At 40.7% G+C, this 16,639-nt stretch carries 18 protein-coding genes and 1 other annotated feature; of the genes, 3 read left to right on the forward strand and 15 right to left on the reverse strand.

Annotated features, from left to right (window positions below; genetic code table 11):
• From ACIQXN_RS10435 to ACIQXN_RS10445, 3 genes are all read left to right on the forward strand, one after another.
• Positions 1-248, forward strand: a 248-nt coding sequence (locus ACIQXN_RS10435; protein WP_402965918.1) for a hypothetical protein, incomplete at its 5' end; no start/stop codon positions are given.
• A 19-nt stretch (positions 249-267) separates the two neighbouring features.
• The gene (gene vrrA, locus ACIQXN_RS10440) at positions 268-948 is read left to right on the forward strand and encodes a VrrA/YqfQ family protein (protein ID WP_402965921.1); all 681 of its coding nucleotides are present in this window, start codon (positions 268-270) and stop codon (positions 946-948) included.
• A 122-nt stretch (positions 949-1,070) separates the two neighbouring features.
• Complete coding sequence (locus tag ACIQXN_RS10445) at positions 1,071-2,018, forward strand: 4-hydroxy-3-methylbut-2-enyl diphosphate reductase (protein WP_402965924.1); 948 nt, start codon at positions 1,071-1,073, stop codon at positions 2,016-2,018.
• A 38-nt stretch (positions 2,019-2,056) separates the two neighbouring features.
• Here ACIQXN_RS10445 and ACIQXN_RS10450 read toward each other — a convergent pair whose 3' ends face one another.
• The 15 genes from ACIQXN_RS10450 to ACIQXN_RS10520 all read right to left on the reverse strand — a co-directional run bounded on the left by ACIQXN_RS10450 (position 2,057) and on the right by ACIQXN_RS10520 (position 16,629).
• Positions 2,057-3,175 carry a Nif3-like dinuclear metal center hexameric protein gene (locus ACIQXN_RS10450; protein WP_402965927.1) on the reverse strand — a complete coding sequence of 373 codons (1,119 nt, stop codon included), beginning with the start codon at positions 3,173-3,175 and terminating at the stop codon, positions 2,057-2,059.
• On the reverse strand, positions 3,172-3,879 hold the full coding sequence (locus ACIQXN_RS10455) for a tRNA (adenine(22)-N(1))-methyltransferase (protein ID WP_402965930.1): 708 nt from the start codon (positions 3,877-3,879) through the stop codon (positions 3,172-3,174). Before ACIQXN_RS10455 ends, ACIQXN_RS10450 begins: the two co-directional genes overlap by 4 nt.
• 186 nt (positions 3,880-4,065) lie before the next feature.
• Positions 4,066-4,434, reverse strand: coding sequence for a cytochrome c550 (gene cccA, locus ACIQXN_RS10460; RefSeq protein ID WP_402965933.1), 369 nt, complete (start codon positions 4,432-4,434; stop codon positions 4,066-4,068).
• A 232-nt stretch (positions 4,435-4,666) separates the two neighbouring features.
• Entirely contained in the window at positions 4,667-5,197 is a 531-nt protein-coding gene (locus ACIQXN_RS10465) for a hypothetical protein (RefSeq protein WP_402965936.1), read from the reverse strand.
• Between the two features lie 168 nt (positions 5,198-5,365).
• Complete coding sequence (gene rpoD, locus ACIQXN_RS10470; RefSeq protein ID WP_402965939.1) at positions 5,366-6,499, reverse strand: RNA polymerase sigma factor RpoD; 1,134 nt, start codon at positions 6,497-6,499, stop codon at positions 5,366-5,368.
• A gap of 36 nt (positions 6,500-6,535) precedes the next feature.
• The gene (dnaG, locus tag ACIQXN_RS10475; protein ID WP_402965942.1) at positions 6,536-8,344 is read right to left on the reverse strand and encodes a DNA primase; all 1,809 of its coding nucleotides are present in this window, start codon (positions 8,342-8,344) and stop codon (positions 6,536-6,538) included.
• Between the two features lie 31 nt (positions 8,345-8,375).
• The gene (locus ACIQXN_RS10480) at positions 8,376-8,876 is read right to left on the reverse strand and encodes a YaiI/YqxD family protein (RefSeq protein ID WP_402965945.1); all 501 of its coding nucleotides are present in this window, start codon (positions 8,874-8,876) and stop codon (positions 8,376-8,378) included.
• A 482-nt stretch (positions 8,877-9,358) separates the two neighbouring features.
• Positions 9,359-10,180 carry a pyruvate, water dikinase regulatory protein gene (locus ACIQXN_RS10485; RefSeq protein WP_402965948.1) on the reverse strand — a complete coding sequence of 274 codons (822 nt, stop codon included), beginning with the start codon at positions 10,178-10,180 and terminating at the stop codon, positions 9,359-9,361.
• A gap of 16 nt (positions 10,181-10,196) precedes the next feature.
• On the reverse strand, positions 10,197-10,835 hold the full coding sequence (gene ccpN, locus ACIQXN_RS10490) for a transcriptional regulator CcpN (RefSeq protein ID WP_402965951.1): 639 nt from the start codon (positions 10,833-10,835) through the stop codon (positions 10,197-10,199).
• A 140-nt stretch (positions 10,836-10,975) separates the two neighbouring features.
• Positions 10,976-13,045, reverse strand: a complete 2,070-nt coding sequence (gene glyS, locus ACIQXN_RS10495; protein WP_402965954.1) for a glycine--tRNA ligase subunit beta — start codon at positions 13,043-13,045, stop codon at positions 10,976-10,978.
• Positions 13,032-13,928, reverse strand: a complete 897-nt coding sequence (gene glyQ, locus ACIQXN_RS10500; protein ID WP_402965956.1) for a glycine--tRNA ligase subunit alpha — start codon at positions 13,926-13,928, stop codon at positions 13,032-13,034. Before glyQ ends, glyS begins: the two co-directional genes overlap by 14 nt.
• 116 nt (positions 13,929-14,044) lie before the next feature.
• Positions 14,045-14,219 (reverse strand) — a binding site (T-box leader).
• A gap of 57 nt (positions 14,220-14,276) precedes the next feature.
• Positions 14,277-15,029 (reverse strand): DNA repair protein RecO, encoded by a 753-nt coding sequence (recO, locus tag ACIQXN_RS10505; RefSeq protein WP_402965959.1) that lies wholly within the window; start codon positions 15,027-15,029, stop codon positions 14,277-14,279.
• Positions 15,030-15,062: 33 nt separating this feature from the next.
• Positions 15,063-15,206, reverse strand: a complete 144-nt coding sequence (locus ACIQXN_RS10510; RefSeq protein ID WP_402869576.1) for a YqzL family protein — start codon at positions 15,204-15,206, stop codon at positions 15,063-15,065.
• Positions 15,207-15,308: 102 nt separating this feature from the next.
• Entirely contained in the window at positions 15,309-16,238 is a 930-nt protein-coding gene (gene era, locus ACIQXN_RS10515) for a GTPase Era (RefSeq protein ID WP_402965962.1), read from the reverse strand.
• On the reverse strand, positions 16,231-16,629 hold the full coding sequence (locus tag ACIQXN_RS10520) for a cytidine deaminase (protein ID WP_402965965.1): 399 nt from the start codon (positions 16,627-16,629) through the stop codon (positions 16,231-16,233). Before ACIQXN_RS10520 ends, era begins: the two co-directional genes overlap by 8 nt.
• Positions 16,630-16,639 lie beyond the last annotated feature (10 nt).

The raw sequence follows: 16,639 nt of genomic DNA on the forward strand, positions 1-16,639 counted from the left end.
ACAGCGAGCTAGGCGCTGGAGCTGGATTATACAAAAAGCGCAAGCGCCTGGTCAGTTCTCTCAATGGACTCTTGCAAAAGAAAAGCACCTGTCCTGGTCATAGCGTATCCCCCGCAGACATGGAGCAAAAAGACTACCGTTACCATCTTACCTTCTTTCCGGCCACTTCACAACATACCATTTCTTCTTTCCTCAAACCTTTTCTGCCCTGTTGCATAATTTATATAGAGGAACACATCAGCATATAATCGTAAGGAGGTGAAACCTATGTTTCCAGATAGAAATCGCCCCCCTGGTCCTGGTTTCCAACAACCTAATGGACGAAGGATGCAACCACCAGGACCATTTTTTGGGTCACAGCAGCCAAACAACAACTTTTCACAGCCAATGAGAATGGGTCAAGGAAGACCACAAGGCTTTCAGGGACCACAAGCTTTTCGGAGTCCATTCAATCAACAGCAAAGAAACGATCAGATACCTCCGAAGAAAGAAGGACTATTATCCAGGATGCTAGGTAAATCCAAACAAAATGCCGCCCCACCTAACTTATTCGCACCAGCCACCTCCACTACAAATAGTTCTTCAAGAAGTAGTGGAGGCGGAATACTGGATAATTTGACTAAACCCGATTCAATCAACAATATGCTCAATAACACGCAAAAGGTTCTTCAAGCTGCCGAACAATTCACTCCAATGGTGCAACAATATGGTCCCGTAATCAAAAACTTGCCCTCGATGTGGAAGGTGTTCCGCAGTATATCATCAAGCGAAGACGTAGAAAGACCGGCAGAGGAAAACAATCCAAACCAAGTAAACACTAATACAGTAATTCAGGACCCTCCTATCAATAACGATAAACGCGAATCCGATATCGCTGTTGAACCGGCAACCGAAGTCCCCCCAAAAAAGACAAGAAATAGAAGCTCTGGACCTAAGCTTTATATTTAAATCATAAATAATTCAATCCATGGCAACATTCATGAAATATGATATTTTGTAAAATCATCTATGGTCTTATATAATAGAAAGGTATAAACGTAAGTTTCTTGCCTTTGAAGGAGGACACATAGATGAAAGTAAATAAAATCTCCCCGCGCGGCTATTGCTATGGCGTAGTGGATGCCATGGTCATTGCCCGGAATGCGGCTTTAGATAAAACCTTGCCACGTCCTATTTACATCTTAGGAATGATCGTTCATAACAAGCATGTTACCGATGCTTTTGAAGAAGAAGGAATCATAACGCTCGACGGCAGCAACCGAAATGAAATCATCAATCAAGTGGAAAAGGGTACTGTCATCTTTACGGCTCACGGTGTTTCCCCTGAAATCCGAAAGATTGCGAAGGAAAAAGGCCTTGTCACACTTGATGCCACTTGTCCGGATGTTACCGCTACACATGACTTGATTAGGGAAAAAGAAGCGGAAGGGTATCAAATCATCTATATCGGCAAAAAAGGTCATCCTGAACCTGAGGGAGCCGTTGGTGTAGCTCCTGATGTCGTTCACCTTGTACAAAATGCCGACGATGTCGAAGCCTTGTCGTTAAATAGCGAAAAAATCATCGTCACCAATCAAACGACAATGAGCCAATGGGATGTCGTGGATATTATGGAGAAAGTGAAAGAGAAGTTCCCACATTCTGAAGTCCATAAAGAAATCTGTTTAGCCACACAGGTACGTCAAGAGGCTGTGGCCCAACAAGCTGGAGAAGCTGATGTTTTAATCGTTGTCGGTGATCCAAAAAGTAATAACTCCAATCGACTTGCACAAGTATCCGAAGAAATTGCAAGCACTACAGCGTATCGCATTGCCGATATTTCCGAGCTGAACCTCGAGTGGCTAAAAGACGCAAAAACAGTGGCTGTCACTTCCGGAGCGTCCACGCCAACTCCGATCACTAAAGAGGTCATAACATTCCTGGAACAATATGATCCTAATGAAGAATCGACTTGGAATACGGTAAAGAAAACACCACTGCATAAAATCTTACCTAAAATCAAAGTGAAAAAATCGTAAAAAAAAGCAGCCACCGAGGCTGCCTTTTTTTTGTCCTTTTAAATAAATCTAAAAGGGTCTGTATTGATTTCAGAAGATATGAATTCGACATTCAAGTTTTTATCATGGCACATCTTTTCCAAAGTTCTTGCTACACCTTTTTTCATCACTTTCTCGACATTATGACCCGGATCCACGATATTCAAACCGATTGCCATGGCATCGTGAGCCGTATGATAATACATATCACCTGTTACATACGCATCGGCACCCTTGAATTTAGCGGTCGTGAAGTATTTATTTCCATCTCCACCAAGGACTGCGACTTTTTTTATTGTACTGTTCAGGTCTCCAACCACACGGACCTTATCCACTTCCAGGGTCTTTTTCACATGCTCTGCAAATTGTTCGAGGGACATTTCTTCTGCGAGCACCCCAATTTTCCCTAATCCCAAAGATTCGCCTTTGTTCTCCAACTTATAAATATCGTAAGCCACTTCTTCATACGGGTGGGCTTTAATCATCGCGGAAAGTAAGGCCTTTTCAATAGTTTTAGGGAATATGCTTTCGATTCGCACTTCCGAAACACTTTCAATCTTTCCTTGTGAACCGATTGACGGCTTACTTCCTTCCCCTGGTAAGAAGCGTCCTGTACCCTCAGCCGTAAACGAACAGTAGCTATAATTCCCTAGCGAACCAGCTCCTGCCTTGCCCAAGGCTTCCCTTAACTTTTCTTCGTCTTCTTTGGGTACATACACAACCAATTTCATTAGAGGAATTTCATGGGTGGGGACGAGGACCTCTGTATTTTGTAGTTGCAGTGCGTCGGCAAGTAGATCGTTCACTCCACCTTTGGCAACATCCAAGTTGGTGTGTGCGGCATATACGGCAATATCGTGCTTGATTAGTTTTTCGATGATTCGACCACTAGCATTTGTTGTATCAATTTTCTTCAATGGCCGATAAATCAAGGGGTGATGAGCAATAATCAGCTCGACACCCTTTTCAATCGCTTCATCCACAACTTCTTCCAGGACATCCAGTGCAATCATCACTTTCGAAACTGGCTTATTCAAATGACCGACATGGAGCCCAATCGGATCTCCCTCCATAGCGTATCGTTTCGGGGAGAATTGCTCGAATAATTCGATTATCTGCATACCATTAGCCGTTTTCACCCTTTAAGCACCTCCTCGATGAGATCAACCTGTATTTCTAATTCCTGCCGCTTCGCTTCTAAACCACTTCGGCCACTTGAATCCAATTGTTCAATAATTCTTTCTAAATGATTCTTCTCATGTTGCCATTTCTTTATGAAGGTTTCACTGAATTTCTTGCGTAAAAACGGACCGAACATTAGACCAACTTGCTTATTTTCATGATAAGGTTGAAGGGGATTACCTTTTTCAGCAATCAGTATTTCATAGATTTTTCCGTCTTCCTCCAGAATATCCTCATCGATTAATTCCCAACCGTTATCGATTAGCCAGTTACGCACGTTGACTGCGCCTACATTGGGTTGAAGAATCAGTCTCTCTGCCTTCCCCAACTTTTCTTTTCCTTTTTCCAATATACTTGAGATCAATGTCCCGCCCATACCTGCAATGGTAATGCAAGTAGCTTCATCCGTTTTCAATACCTCTAGCCCATCACCTTTACGGACTTCTATGGCTTCAGATAATCCAGTCGACTTCACTTGTTTAAGAGCGGACTGATAAGGACCCTCCACTACCTCACCGGCTATGGCATGGTCGCAGTAACCATTTGTTACCGCATAACAAGGCAGATAAGCGTGATCGGATCCGATATCCGCTAGAATGCTTCCTTTTGGTATATGTAATGCAACACTTTCTAATCTCTTTGATAATTTCTCATGATTCATTATAGTATCAACTCTCTTATTTCAAATTCATATTTTACAATGTTAGTTTCCCATTAGATTATAACAAGTTCCAAGGAAAAATTACAGAACGAGGGGGAAAAGCCACTTCCATCATAGAAAAAAGAAAATACGGAATAAAAAAAAGCTGATCCAAAACGAATGATACGCTTTGGATCAGCTTCATGACTATTTTAACCCGTGAATATACTTGGCCATCGCATCTAGTTTCGATTCTTCAACTAAACCTGGAGGCATAGCTCCTCGACCATTGGCAATAACATTTTTAACTTCATCTTCCGAAAGGCGGTCAGCGACACCCTTCAGGGCCGGACCGACACCACCTTGATAGGCATCACCATGACATGAGATGCAATTCTGTTTGTAAATGTCTTCAGGTGAAGATGAGGCAGTTTCTTTTTCCTCAGTCTTTGCGCCGCCTTCTTTTTCTTTAGCAAGGTCCTTGGCATCGCCTAAGCCTTTGAAAGAAAGTAAAAACATAAGCCCAATACCAAAAACCATAATAATAATAAAAGGCATAACTGGATTGCGATTCATAGTATTTCCTCCCCTATGTAAAACCTAAACTTACCATATTTAATATTATATACAAATTGCTATATATTATTTTACTCGAAAAGAGTTTCAAGTAAAAGCCAAAAATAGAATATATTATCTTTTTTCTTAATTTCGTCAAAAACTTATGTATAATTTCGAACTATTTCGAATTTCATTATACAATTCCCATAATACCCCAATTAAGTAAAACCAAACAAGTTTTCTGAATTAATTATATCAATAAAAAATAAGCGATTACAACTAATCCCAGAAATCCCGCAATAGAAAAGTAGAGCATCTTGTTCTTTCTGCCAATCCATATCCAAAGCCCACAATTAAAAAATAAACAGATGTATAGGATACTTCTCTTTCCTGGAGCAATTAACTCACTGACTTGCACCGTTTCCATCAACACTACCAACGACAATCCTATTAATGACAATTGTAAAAGGATGTTCTTATGAGCGAAACGACGAATTAAAAAAAGAAAAGCGATGATTGAGAAAGTTGTCACGACCATTTGCATTATGATGGATATTTCAGTAAAATAATTCAAAAATACAACAATAAGAAAAAGAGTACCCATTGCCAGTCCACTAAATAGCTCTTTCTTTTCTTTTTTGTTTTTCACGGAGTGCGCCGGTTGGGATTCTCCTTGACTATACAATGCTAATAAATAATTGCAATATTGTTCCGGAAGCATACGACTTTCCTTCCAGGAGTTAATTTCTTGAATGATGATTTTCTTTCTTGTTTCATCCATGAATACACATCCTCATGTCGTTCTGTTCTTTATAGCGCTAAATTGATGAGTACTTTCCCAGGTATATAGGGTCAATTCCCTTTAAGGAAATATTCTTCGTCAATAGTTAAAAAAAGAGCCGCTCCCGAACGCTGGGCATTCAAAGAGGGCTCTGTATAGGGCATTATTCTATTCTAAGAAATCTTTCAAGCGTTTACTACGGCTTGGATGTCTTAGCTTCCGCAGTGCTTTAGCTTCAATCTGACGAATACGCTCACGGGTAACGCCAAACACTTTACCAACCTCTTCTAGAGTGCGTGTACGGCCGTCATCCAGGCCAAAACGAAGGCGCAGGACATTTTCTTCACGATCTGTCAGTGTGTCCAACACATCTTCAAGCTGTTCTTTCAACAGTTCATATGCTGCATGCTCAGATGGAGAGGTCGCATCTTGGTCTTCAATGAAATCACCTAAGTGGGAATCATCCTCTTCACCTATTGGCGTTTCCAGGGAAACAGGCTCTTGAGCAATTTTCAAGATTTCACGAACTTTTTCCGGAGTTAAATCCATATCTTCTGCAATTTCCTCTGGAGAAGGTTCACGTCCAAGATCTTGAAGAAGCTGCCTTTGAACCCTGATCAATTTATTGATCGTCTCTACCATATGCACCGGGATACGGATTGTTCTTGCTTGGTCGGCAATGGCACGAGTAATGGCCTGACGAATCCACCAAGTTGCATACGTACTGAACTTGTATCCTTTACGGTAATCGAATTTCTCTACAGCCTTGATAAGTCCCATATTCCCTTCTTGAATCAAATCAAGGAAAAGCATACCACGACCTACATAACGCTTGGCTATACTGACTACCAGACGGAGATTGGCTTCAGCTAGACGACGCTTCGCCTCTTCGTCCCCTTCTTCGATTCGCATCGCCAGAGAGATTTCCTCTTCTGCCGAAAGAAGGTCAACCCGACCAATTTCTTTTAGATACATACGGACAGGGTCATTGATCTTAACGCCAGGGGGAACACTTAAATCATTTAAGTCAAATTCCTCTTCTTTTGCAAGTTTCTTGGAATCTGGATCATCTTCATCGTCTTCTTCCTCACCATCCGTGAGAATTTCGATTCCATTTTCAGCTAGCACCTCATAGAACTCATCCATTTGATCGGAATCTAATTCGAAACCGCCAATTTTTTCGGCGATTTTTTCTAAGGTCAAAGAGCCTCGTTTTTTACCTAGCTCTATTAATTTTTCTTTAACCTGTTCAAGGCTAAATTCATTATCAACTTGTTTGGAACGTGCTGGTTTTTCAGCCATTAGTTCCCCTCCTTCCAGGACTTACACCTAAACAACTTACAACATTTTTCGCAACTTAATGATTTCCATCGCAATTTTTGCGGCAGCAACATAATCACTACGTCTCACTGCATCTTTTTCTTCAGCCTGTTTTTCTTTTATCTTTAACATCTTTTCATATTTCAACACTTGATTTATACAATCAGTCAGTTCTTTATCGGAAACTTCCTCATTCACTGACATCATTTCTATTTCCGAAACGATCCTTCTCAAGTTTGGATCCGGTAAATAAGTAAGGAAAAAGCTTGGATCAGGTTCGTGACCATCTTCATAGAAAGCATATAAATAGGTGATGATGGCCTGATGTTCATCTACATGAAAGACTGTTTGTCCAAGTAGCTGTTGGATCTTGTAGGTCATTTCCCTGCTTTTAAGCATATGGGCAATCAACTTAATCTCAGCATTGTGATGGGCAGGTTTTAATTTATGCTCATATTGCAGGGTCATTTTCTTTTGAGCAGCAGGCTGAGGCAGAGAGCCCTTTTTACGCTCTGCAAAAAACACCTGTCGCTGTTGCTGTTCTAGCGCATCCAATGAGAGCGTGAATTCAGAGGATAGCTGTCGAAGATAATGATCCCTCTCCACTGCACTTGGCAAACGCGAAATTTCTTTAAGGACTTCTTCGATATACTGAATTCGATCTCCTTCATTATTCACGTTTTTTCCTCGACGTAAATAATGCATTTTGAATGCCATGTAGGTTAGACTGGCCCCTATTACTTCAGAAACAAAGCTTTTCTCACCGAATTCCTTTATGTAGTCATCGGGGTCCATATTATCAGGCATAAGCGCTACCTTAACGGTAAAGTCTGTTTCCTGTAACATATTAACCGCACGGTTGGCTGCGTTCAAACCTGCGGAATCTGAATCGTAACAGATTAAAACCTGGTCCGTATTCCTTTTTAAAAGCTGGATGTGCTGGTCGGTTAGAGCGGTTCCCATCGTAGCAACCGAATTCTCTACTCCAGCACGGACTGCTGAAATACAGTCGGCAAAGCCCTCGAAAATCACGACTTGTTCTTTCTTGCGAATGTGTGGCCTTGCATGGTGGAAATTATATAAAGTTTTACTTTTATTAAAGATCGGTGTTTCGGGGCTGTTCAAATATTTGGGCTCATCGTCCCCCATTGCTCTACCCGAAAACGCAATCGTATTCCCTTGATGATCCATAATTGGAAACATGACTCTATTTCTGAAACGGTCAAAGTATGACTCATCTTTTTCCCTGTAAATAATAAGCCCAGCCTGTTCCATAAACTCGGGTGGAAAGCCTCTTTTTAAAAGAAACTTGGAAACAAAGTCCCATGAATCCAATGAATATCCGATTTGGAACTTTTCAATCGTTTCTTCGGTAAATCCTCTCGCGAGGAGATACTCGAGAGCTTCCTGGCCTTCCTTTGTATTTACGAGAAGATGATTGTAAAACTTTCGAAGCAAGTCATGGGCTTCCAGCATCTGTTGAGACCCTGCCGGCATATTCGACCGTTTGGAATCCTTATTTATTTCAACTTCTAAAGGCACATTCCCTTTTTCGGCCAGGACCTTTGCAGATTCCACAAAATTATAACCTTCTATATCCATTAAGAAGGTAAAAATATTCCCGCCTGCTCCACAACCAAAACAATGGAAGATCTGCTTCTCTGTGGAAACGGAAAATGATGGCGAGTTTTCACCATGAAAAGGACAAAGACCGAAATAATTCCGCCCTTGCTTCTTCAGCTGAACATATTCTCCAATCAAGTCGACGATATCCACTGCTTCTCTGATCTGATTTATCTTTTCATCTTCTATACGACCATTTGTCATTTTTTCACCTTGCAATTTTGGTGATAGTTTTTTAATTCGATATTGAATCCGGATTCCCTGCAAAGTTCGACAAAGTTTTCAAAAGTTTATTTATAAAATTTGTTCGATCATCCTTTGTAAAGGCTTTCGGTCCTTTCGTATGCTTACCTTGCCTGCGAAGTTTTGCTGACTGATAACGCATATCGAGAAGCATTGAAATATTCTCATTTGTATATTCTTTTCCCCTTGGGGATAGAACATAAACGCTTTTAGGTAGCAAGGTACCAGCTAATCCAATATCTGCAGTAACAACAATATCACCCTTTTTTACTGAATTAACTATACGAAGATCTGCTGCTTCCTTATCTGCATCGACGTATACCCATTTGCCTTCCGGATTGTTCATCATATTTTTATATGATGCAACAAAACAGACATCGATATCATATCTTCTTGCACATTGAAGGATTTCATCTTTCACCGGACATGCATCGGCGTCAACATGTATCATTGGTTTATTTATCATACCTTTTAATTCTACATCATTCTGCATAATCCTTTTTCTCCCCTAAACTTTATCGAGATATAATGAAACTTCTAACTACCTATGATGAAAAACATGTGCAAAAATTTCATTTCCCTTGCTTATGTCCTACCCTTTAGGTGATCATTCCAACTTATCTCAAGTCAGTATCAATTATACTGAATATGTCGAATTTTTTTATGATAAAACCTTGACTTCTTATAATCTTTAGTTTATTCCTTAATAATTAAGTCTAAACCTCAAGATTACTTTTTTCTCACAATTTTTTATTATAATCTATTTTATTAAAAGATGCTATCATTTAGATGTAGTAATTTATTTTCACAAAAATTATCTTGTGAATATTTTAACAAAAGAAAAATTATGTAAATATATTCTATATTTTACATCTACATTCCAATCACCCTTAAGCATGAAAATGTGAGCTAACACTAAAAGTGTCCAGCTCACATTTTGACCGATCTCCATTTGAAGTATAAAAAACCTATCTATCACCGATTTTTATTTTGAAGGATATTCATAATTAAATTGGCTGTTTCTTCGACGGCTTTATTCGTAACATCAATGATTGGACAGTCCAGCCTCGAAATGATTTTATCAAAGTATGTCAACTCTTCTTTGATACGCTCCACGTTTGCATATATGGCATGATCATTAAGTCCAAGTGACTTTAATCTTTCCTTACGGATATGGTTTAACTTTTCGGGACTGATCTTTAACCCAATACATTTTTCAGGCGGCACTAGGAATAGTTCTTCTGGTGGCTCCACCTCTGGCACTAAAGGTACATTGGCGACTTTATAACGTTTATGGGCTAAATATTGAGACAAAGGTGTTTTGGACGTGCGAGAAACACCAACCAACACGATATCCGCGCGTAAAATCCCACGAGGATCCCGTCCGTCATCATATTTCACTGCAAATTCGATGGCTTCCACACGTTTAAAATAATCATCATCAAGCTTTCTTACAAGCCCCGGCTCATTAAGAGGTCCTTTAGACGTTCTTTCTTGAAGGATATCCATGAGCGGTCCTAAAATGTCATAAGCAGACAGGTTTTCTTTTTTGACCTGTGCTTTCATGTAGTCTCTAATAGCTGGCTTTACCAGGGTGTAAGCAATGATTGCCCCATCCAATTTAGCCAGTGAAATTACTTCATCCACGTTTTGTTCATCTTCAATGTACGGAATCCGTTTAATAGTAAAAGCAGAACTAGAAAACTGGCTAGCTGCTGCTTTTGTAACTAATTCCGCTGTTTCTCCTACTGAATCCGATACAACATATATGATAGAACCGTTCATATTCTCCGTCATTCCCTTTGCAAGCCCCCTAATAGCCTTCATCAGCTAAAGCTACGAATGCTTTTGTTATATTGGTTTTCGTCACTCTTCCAATTACCTCATAGCCTTTTTCTGTATCTTTAACGACAGGTAATGAATCAATTTGTTTCTCGATCAATTTTTTTGCAACATCGATCAAAAGATCTTCTTTGGTACACATCGTAATGTTTGGCATCCTTGTCATAATGATATTGACAGGGATGGAATTAAGTTCTTGCTTTCCAATACTTGCACGAAGCAAGTCTTTCCTTGACAGTACACCTACGAGTAAAGCGTGCTTATCCACTACAAACATAGTACCGACATCTTCCAAGAACATCATGACAATTGCATCGTATACTGAAATACCCTCGTCCACAACGACGGGAATCGATTGATGGTCCCGGACATACAGATGGTTCAGGCTATCTGTCAAGAGCTGTGTACCTGAGCGGCCTGTATAGAAATACCCGACACGCGGACGCGCATCCAGAAAGCCAGCCATCGTTAGGATAGCCAAATCCGGACGAAGTGTTGCTCTCGTAAGGTTCAATCTATCTGCAATATGCTCACCAGTAATCGGTCCATTCTCTTTAACAATTTGTAAGATCTGTTCCTGACGCTTATTCAATTGAATTGTAATCACCACCCCACTGCTTTTCGCAGAGTAAAGTAACAAAGGATCTTTATGTAATAATTATATACTATATCATTTGATAAAAGCAGTTTTCATCTCTTTATTAGTTTATTAATCGGAAACCCTTAGCAAAAAGGGCTCCGATTAATGGATTATGAAAGGATTATTTTATTCACGGCCGCAAAGCTTGACACTAAATCGCTGACTTCTTTCATAAGCGATAGACGATTATTACGTACGGATTCATCGTCCGCCATGACCATTGTATGTTCGAAATATGCCTCGATTTCGTTTTGAAGAGAAATAAGCATGTCGAAATGTTCCATCTCATCATTTGTTTTAGCATACTGAGTAGCGACAGTTCCGAATTTCGCATAAATCGCTTTTTCCTGTTCATTTTCAAAGGCAGCTGGGTTCACCGTTACCTTATTGTCGCATTTCACAGCGATATTCATGACACGGCTTAACGCTTCAAGACTTTCTTTAAATCCTGCTTCATCTTTTTTGGCTTCCAATACTTGAGCCCGTTCGACTACAGAATGGATATAGCCCATTTCATTATGCAACACAGCGTCAATTAAATCATAACGAATGTGTAGTTCTTGGAGTAAATGCTTCACACGTGCTTTAAAGAAGGTATGCATATCCGATTTTACATCTTCCAGATCACGTTTCAATAGACCTTTTGCTTCAAGTCCTTTCAGACCTAGAGTGATTAGTTCCTCTAATGTGATATCCCATTTTTTCTCTGCTAGAATTTGAACGACTCCGCTTGCTTGCCTTCTTAATGCATAAGGATCCTGAGAACCGGTAGGAATCACTCCAATAGCGAAGAATGATGCAAGTGTATCGATCTTTTCAGCTACACTAACAAGTGCCCCAATTTCAGAAGGCGGTACATCATCATCCGCATGACGAGGCATATAGTGTTCATTGATTGCAGCGGCTACTTCCTTCGCTTCACCTTTTAGTAAGGCATATTTTTCACCCATATACCCTTGTAATTCAGGGAACTCATAAACCATATGACTCACAAGATCGAATTTGGCAATTTTGGCAGCACGGAGCGCTAAATCCTTATCCACTTTCAGATTTAATGCATCCACCAATGCACCAGTCACTTCTGTTACACGACCCGTTTTTTCGGCTAGTGTACCGATTTCCTCATGATAAACGATGCTATCAAGCTTTTTCAAAGCGTCAGCAATCTCTTTTTTCTGATCTTCCTTGTAGAAGAAATCTGCATCGGATAAACGGGCACGTAATACCTTTTCGTTCCCTTTTGATACTTTATCCAAATGGCGGTCATCCCCATTTCGAACGGTCACGAAGAAAGGAAGCAACTTTCCTTCTTGATCCTTTACAGGGAAATAACGTTGGTGCTCCTTCATCGAAGTGATCAATACCTGTGAAGGAAGTTCAAGGAATTCTTCTTCAAAACGACCAAATAGCACGGTTGGGTATTCGACCAAGTTATTTACTTCTTCCAGAAGGTCTTCATCCACCGGGATGATCCACCCGTTCTCTTGTTCTAGATTTTTAATTTGCTCTAAAATGACATGACGGCGTTTCTCAGGATTAGCCATGACAAATTGTTCGTTTAACGAAGTTACGTATTGGTCAGGAGTATCAATGATTGCACTTTCACCTAAAAACCGGTGGCCTTTTGTTTCTCGACCCGTTTCTACGTCCGCGATAGTGAATGGAACCACTTCTTTACCAAATAAGGCAATCAACCATTTAATCGGACGAACAAAACGAAGCTCTTGATTGGCCCAACGCATATTTTTCGGGAAGGTCATGCCAGTTATGATGTCCTGTAGTTCGGATAATAGCTTTCCAGTCGGCTGTCCTTTGATGAATTTATTCACATGGACATACTCCACGCCTTTAAGTTCTTTAAAATATATATCTTCAGCAGTCATGCCTTGGCCTCTTACAAAACCTAATGCCGCTTTTGACCAGTTCCCTTCGCTGTCCACCGCAATTTTCTTAGCCGGCCCTTTTGCCTCTTCTTCGATGTCCTTCTGCGACTCTGCTACATCTTTTATCAAAATAGCCAAACGTCTTGGTGTTGAAAACTCTTCAACTTCGCCAAATTCAATCGCTTTTTGGGTCAACCATTTTTGTACTTTATCGGATAGCTGTTTCATAGAGGCTGTAACAAAACGAGCCGGTAGCTCTTCCAATCCAATTTCCAATAACAAATCACGCTTGCTCATTTGTATTTTCCCCTTTCACTTTCAGGATCGGGAAGCCTAATTTTTCCCGCTCTTCATAGAAGGTTTTTGCAACCTTACGCGCTAAGTTACGACAACGGGCAATATAACCCGTTCTTTCCGTTACTGAAATGGCACCTCTCGCATCCAAAAGATTAAAGGTATGTGAACATTTCAATACATAGTCATAGGCAGGATGCACAAGGCCCTCCTCCATTTGACGATGCGCTTCCTTTTCATACATCGTGAAAAGTTGGAACAGCATATCAACGTCGGAAGTCTCAAATGTATATTTCGAATGCTCGAATTCCGGTTGCCCAAAGATATCGCGGACTGTAAAACCGTCTGTCCATTCAAGTTCAAAAACATTCTCTTTTTCCTGGATGTATGATGCCAGACGTTCAATTCCGTATGTAATTTCGACGGAGACAGGCTTGCACTCAAGTCCGCCTACTTGTTGGAAATAAGTGAACTGAGTGATTTCCATCCCATCCAGCCATACTTCCCAGCCAAGGCCCGCACAACCAAGGGAAGGGTTTTCCCAATTATCCTCCACAAAGCGAATGTCATGCTCAAGCGGATCAATGCCCAGCTTCCGTAACGAGTCCAGATAAAGTTCCTGGATGTTATCCGGAGAAGGCTTCATGATGACTTGGAATTGGTGATGTTGGTAAAGACGGTTAGGGTTTTCTCCATAACGACCGTCTGCAGGACGACGTGAAGGTTCCACGTATGCAACGCTCCATGGCTCTGGTCCAATTGCTCTTAAGAAAGTATAAGGGCTCATCGTTCCGGCACCTTTTTCGACATCATAAGCATTCATTAAAATACAGCCCTGTTCAGACCAATGCTTTTGCAAAGTTAAAATCATATTTTGAATATTCATCGTACACCTCCAGATTATTTAAAACGGCTTACTTAACTTCAGGGACGGGAACTCTCTTTTACCGGTGATTTTCATTTCCTTAGGCAAACAAAAAACTCCCGTCCCTATGCGTAATGCATAGGGACGAGAGTTTACCCGCGGTTCCACCCTAATTGCCGTCATTGAACGGCCTCTTTTCAAACCTATCATGCTCCGGAACGCCCTTCCCTGTATCTCCATATCCCGGCTTGCACCATCCCGGGTTCGCTTGTATGGATAATGACAGGTACTCTTTTCCATCAATGCATTCTTCTTATTTTAATGATTAAAATTTTATACAAACAAACAAGGAAAGTCAATAGTTCAAACTTAAAACAAATCTTTCATCGAATCAATCTGTTTTAAGAATTTTTTGGACTTTAGATGTAGCCCCGAATATTCTTCATAATAGGCATCAATGATTTTCGCCAATTCTTTTTTCGTCTCCGGTTTAACAGATATGTTCCCCAGCCTAGATAAATCGAAATAATAGAAAATCCTCAGGAGTTTGACAGCTGAAGATGAAATTTTATAATGATAGGGATCTTTATCCAAACAGCGGTGACAAATAAAGCCGGCTTCCCTTAGGGAAAAAGCGAACTCCCCCTCGGTCTCCCCGCAAACGGCACATTGATTCAATACCGGATTGATTCCATTGACAGGAAGCATTTTCATTTCGAAAATGAATTTCAAAACCTCTGCGTCGTATTCTTCATTTATGTAATGCAACGTTTGTGAAAGCAATTCAAACAGATATGGATTTGCCTTCTTATCATCCACACTCTTATCGAGTAATTCTACGATATAGGAAGCATAGGCAGTGGCAAACAGGTCCTCCCTGATAAACCGCAGCGAGTCGACCATCTCACCCTGTTGGAGGCTTCCAAGGCCGCTCGATGTAGTAACAAGGAAATACCCGGAGCAAAAAAGCTGGGTCACGGCGGCAAGCCTGCTGTTTGGCTTGCTCGCCCCTCTTGCCATAACCCCTATTTTCCCTAGCTCACGGGTATAAATTGTAATGATTTTATTGTTTTCTCCATATGCAGTCCGTCTTATGACAATGCCTTCGCATTTTTGTAGCATAAAAGACACCACCCATACTTGACAAGCTAATCCTTAAGATACAGGAAAATCAATATCAGCTAGCTCTTCATTCGATACTAATGGTCTTTCCTGCCTTTCGACTTCTATCTCCTTATAAAGCAAATAGGTGTCCACATTACCTGTCTCACTAAATAACTCCCAGGTAAAATCCAACATATAAAGCCCACCTTTCTAAGTGACTAGCAATAAGATGAATATCCGTCCTTATAGATTAGCTTGACCGCTTTCTACACTTTCATGAAGCGTAAAATTTGTTAATTAATATTCTTTCTCATCAAATCCAAAATCGCGTAGTTGGCTTGCTTTATTACGCCAGTCCTTTTGGACTTTAACCCACAATTCAAGGAATACTTTAGAGCCCAATAAGTTCTCAATGTCAATCCTCGCACGACTGCCGACTTCTTTCAGCATTTTCCCTTGCTTACCGATGACGATGCCTTTTTGTGAATCCCGTTCAACAATGATGGTCGCCATAACGTTAATGGTGTCGCTGTTATCCATTTTTTTGATTGAATCGATCACCACAGCCACGGAATGCGGAATCTCTTCACGAGTCAAGTGCAGGACCTTTTCACGAACCAATTCAGAAATAATGAAACGTTCCGGATGGTCTGTCACTTGATCGGCAGGGTAAAACTGTGGACCTTCAGGAAGATGTTCCTTAATCTGAGCAAGCAATGTATCGACATTATTGCCTTCAAGAGCTGATATAGGCACCACCGCAGCAAATGGATAGAGCTTTTGATATTTTTCAATGATCGGTAGCAAATCATCAGGGTGCATCGTGTCAATCTTATTGACTACAAGGAAAACCGGTGTTTTAACGCTTTGTAGCTTTTCGATGATAAACTCATCACCACGGCCGTACCCTTCTTCGGCATTGATCATGAACAAAATCAAATCGACCTCTTTCAAGGTATTTGTTGCAACCTTCATCATAAAGTCTCCAAGCTTATGCTTTGGTTTATGAATGCCCGGTGTATCAATGAAAATCATTTGAGAATCATTTTGCGTAAGGACGCCTTGCACTTTGTTCCTAGTTGTTTGTGGCTTATCACTCATGATGGCAATCTTCTGGCCGATTACCCGGTTCAAAAAAGTACTTTTGCCGACATTTGGACGGCCAATGATGGAGATGAAACCTGATTTGTATCCTTTTACCTGTGTATCGTTAACTAATTTATTCATTCAAATCCTCCGGTGAAAAAGCTCCTGGAAGCAATTCCTGTACTGTTAATTCTTTGGTGTCGCCTTTCAAGTTGGTTAATACGACTACCATATCTTGCTCACATAGTTCTGAAATAACCTGTCTGCAAGCTCCGCAAGGGGAAATCGGCCGGTCAGTATCCGCCACCACAGCAAGCTTCTTGAACTGTTTGTCATTATGGGCATAGGCGCTGAATAATGCGGTTCTTTCCGCACAGTTGCACATGCTGTAAGCTGCATTTTCGATATTACATCCATGATACACCTTACCATCGGCCGTTAACAATGCAGCCCCTACTTTAAACTTCGAATAAGGGACATATGCCTTTTCCCTAGCTTTTTTAGCTTCTAATATCAATTCATTCGTATTCACTTTACAATCC

The sequence above is a fragment of the Peribacillus sp. NPDC097295 genome, assembly GCF_044761665.1.
Taxonomy (GTDB): Bacteria; Bacillota; Bacilli; order Bacillales; family DSM-1321; genus Peribacillus.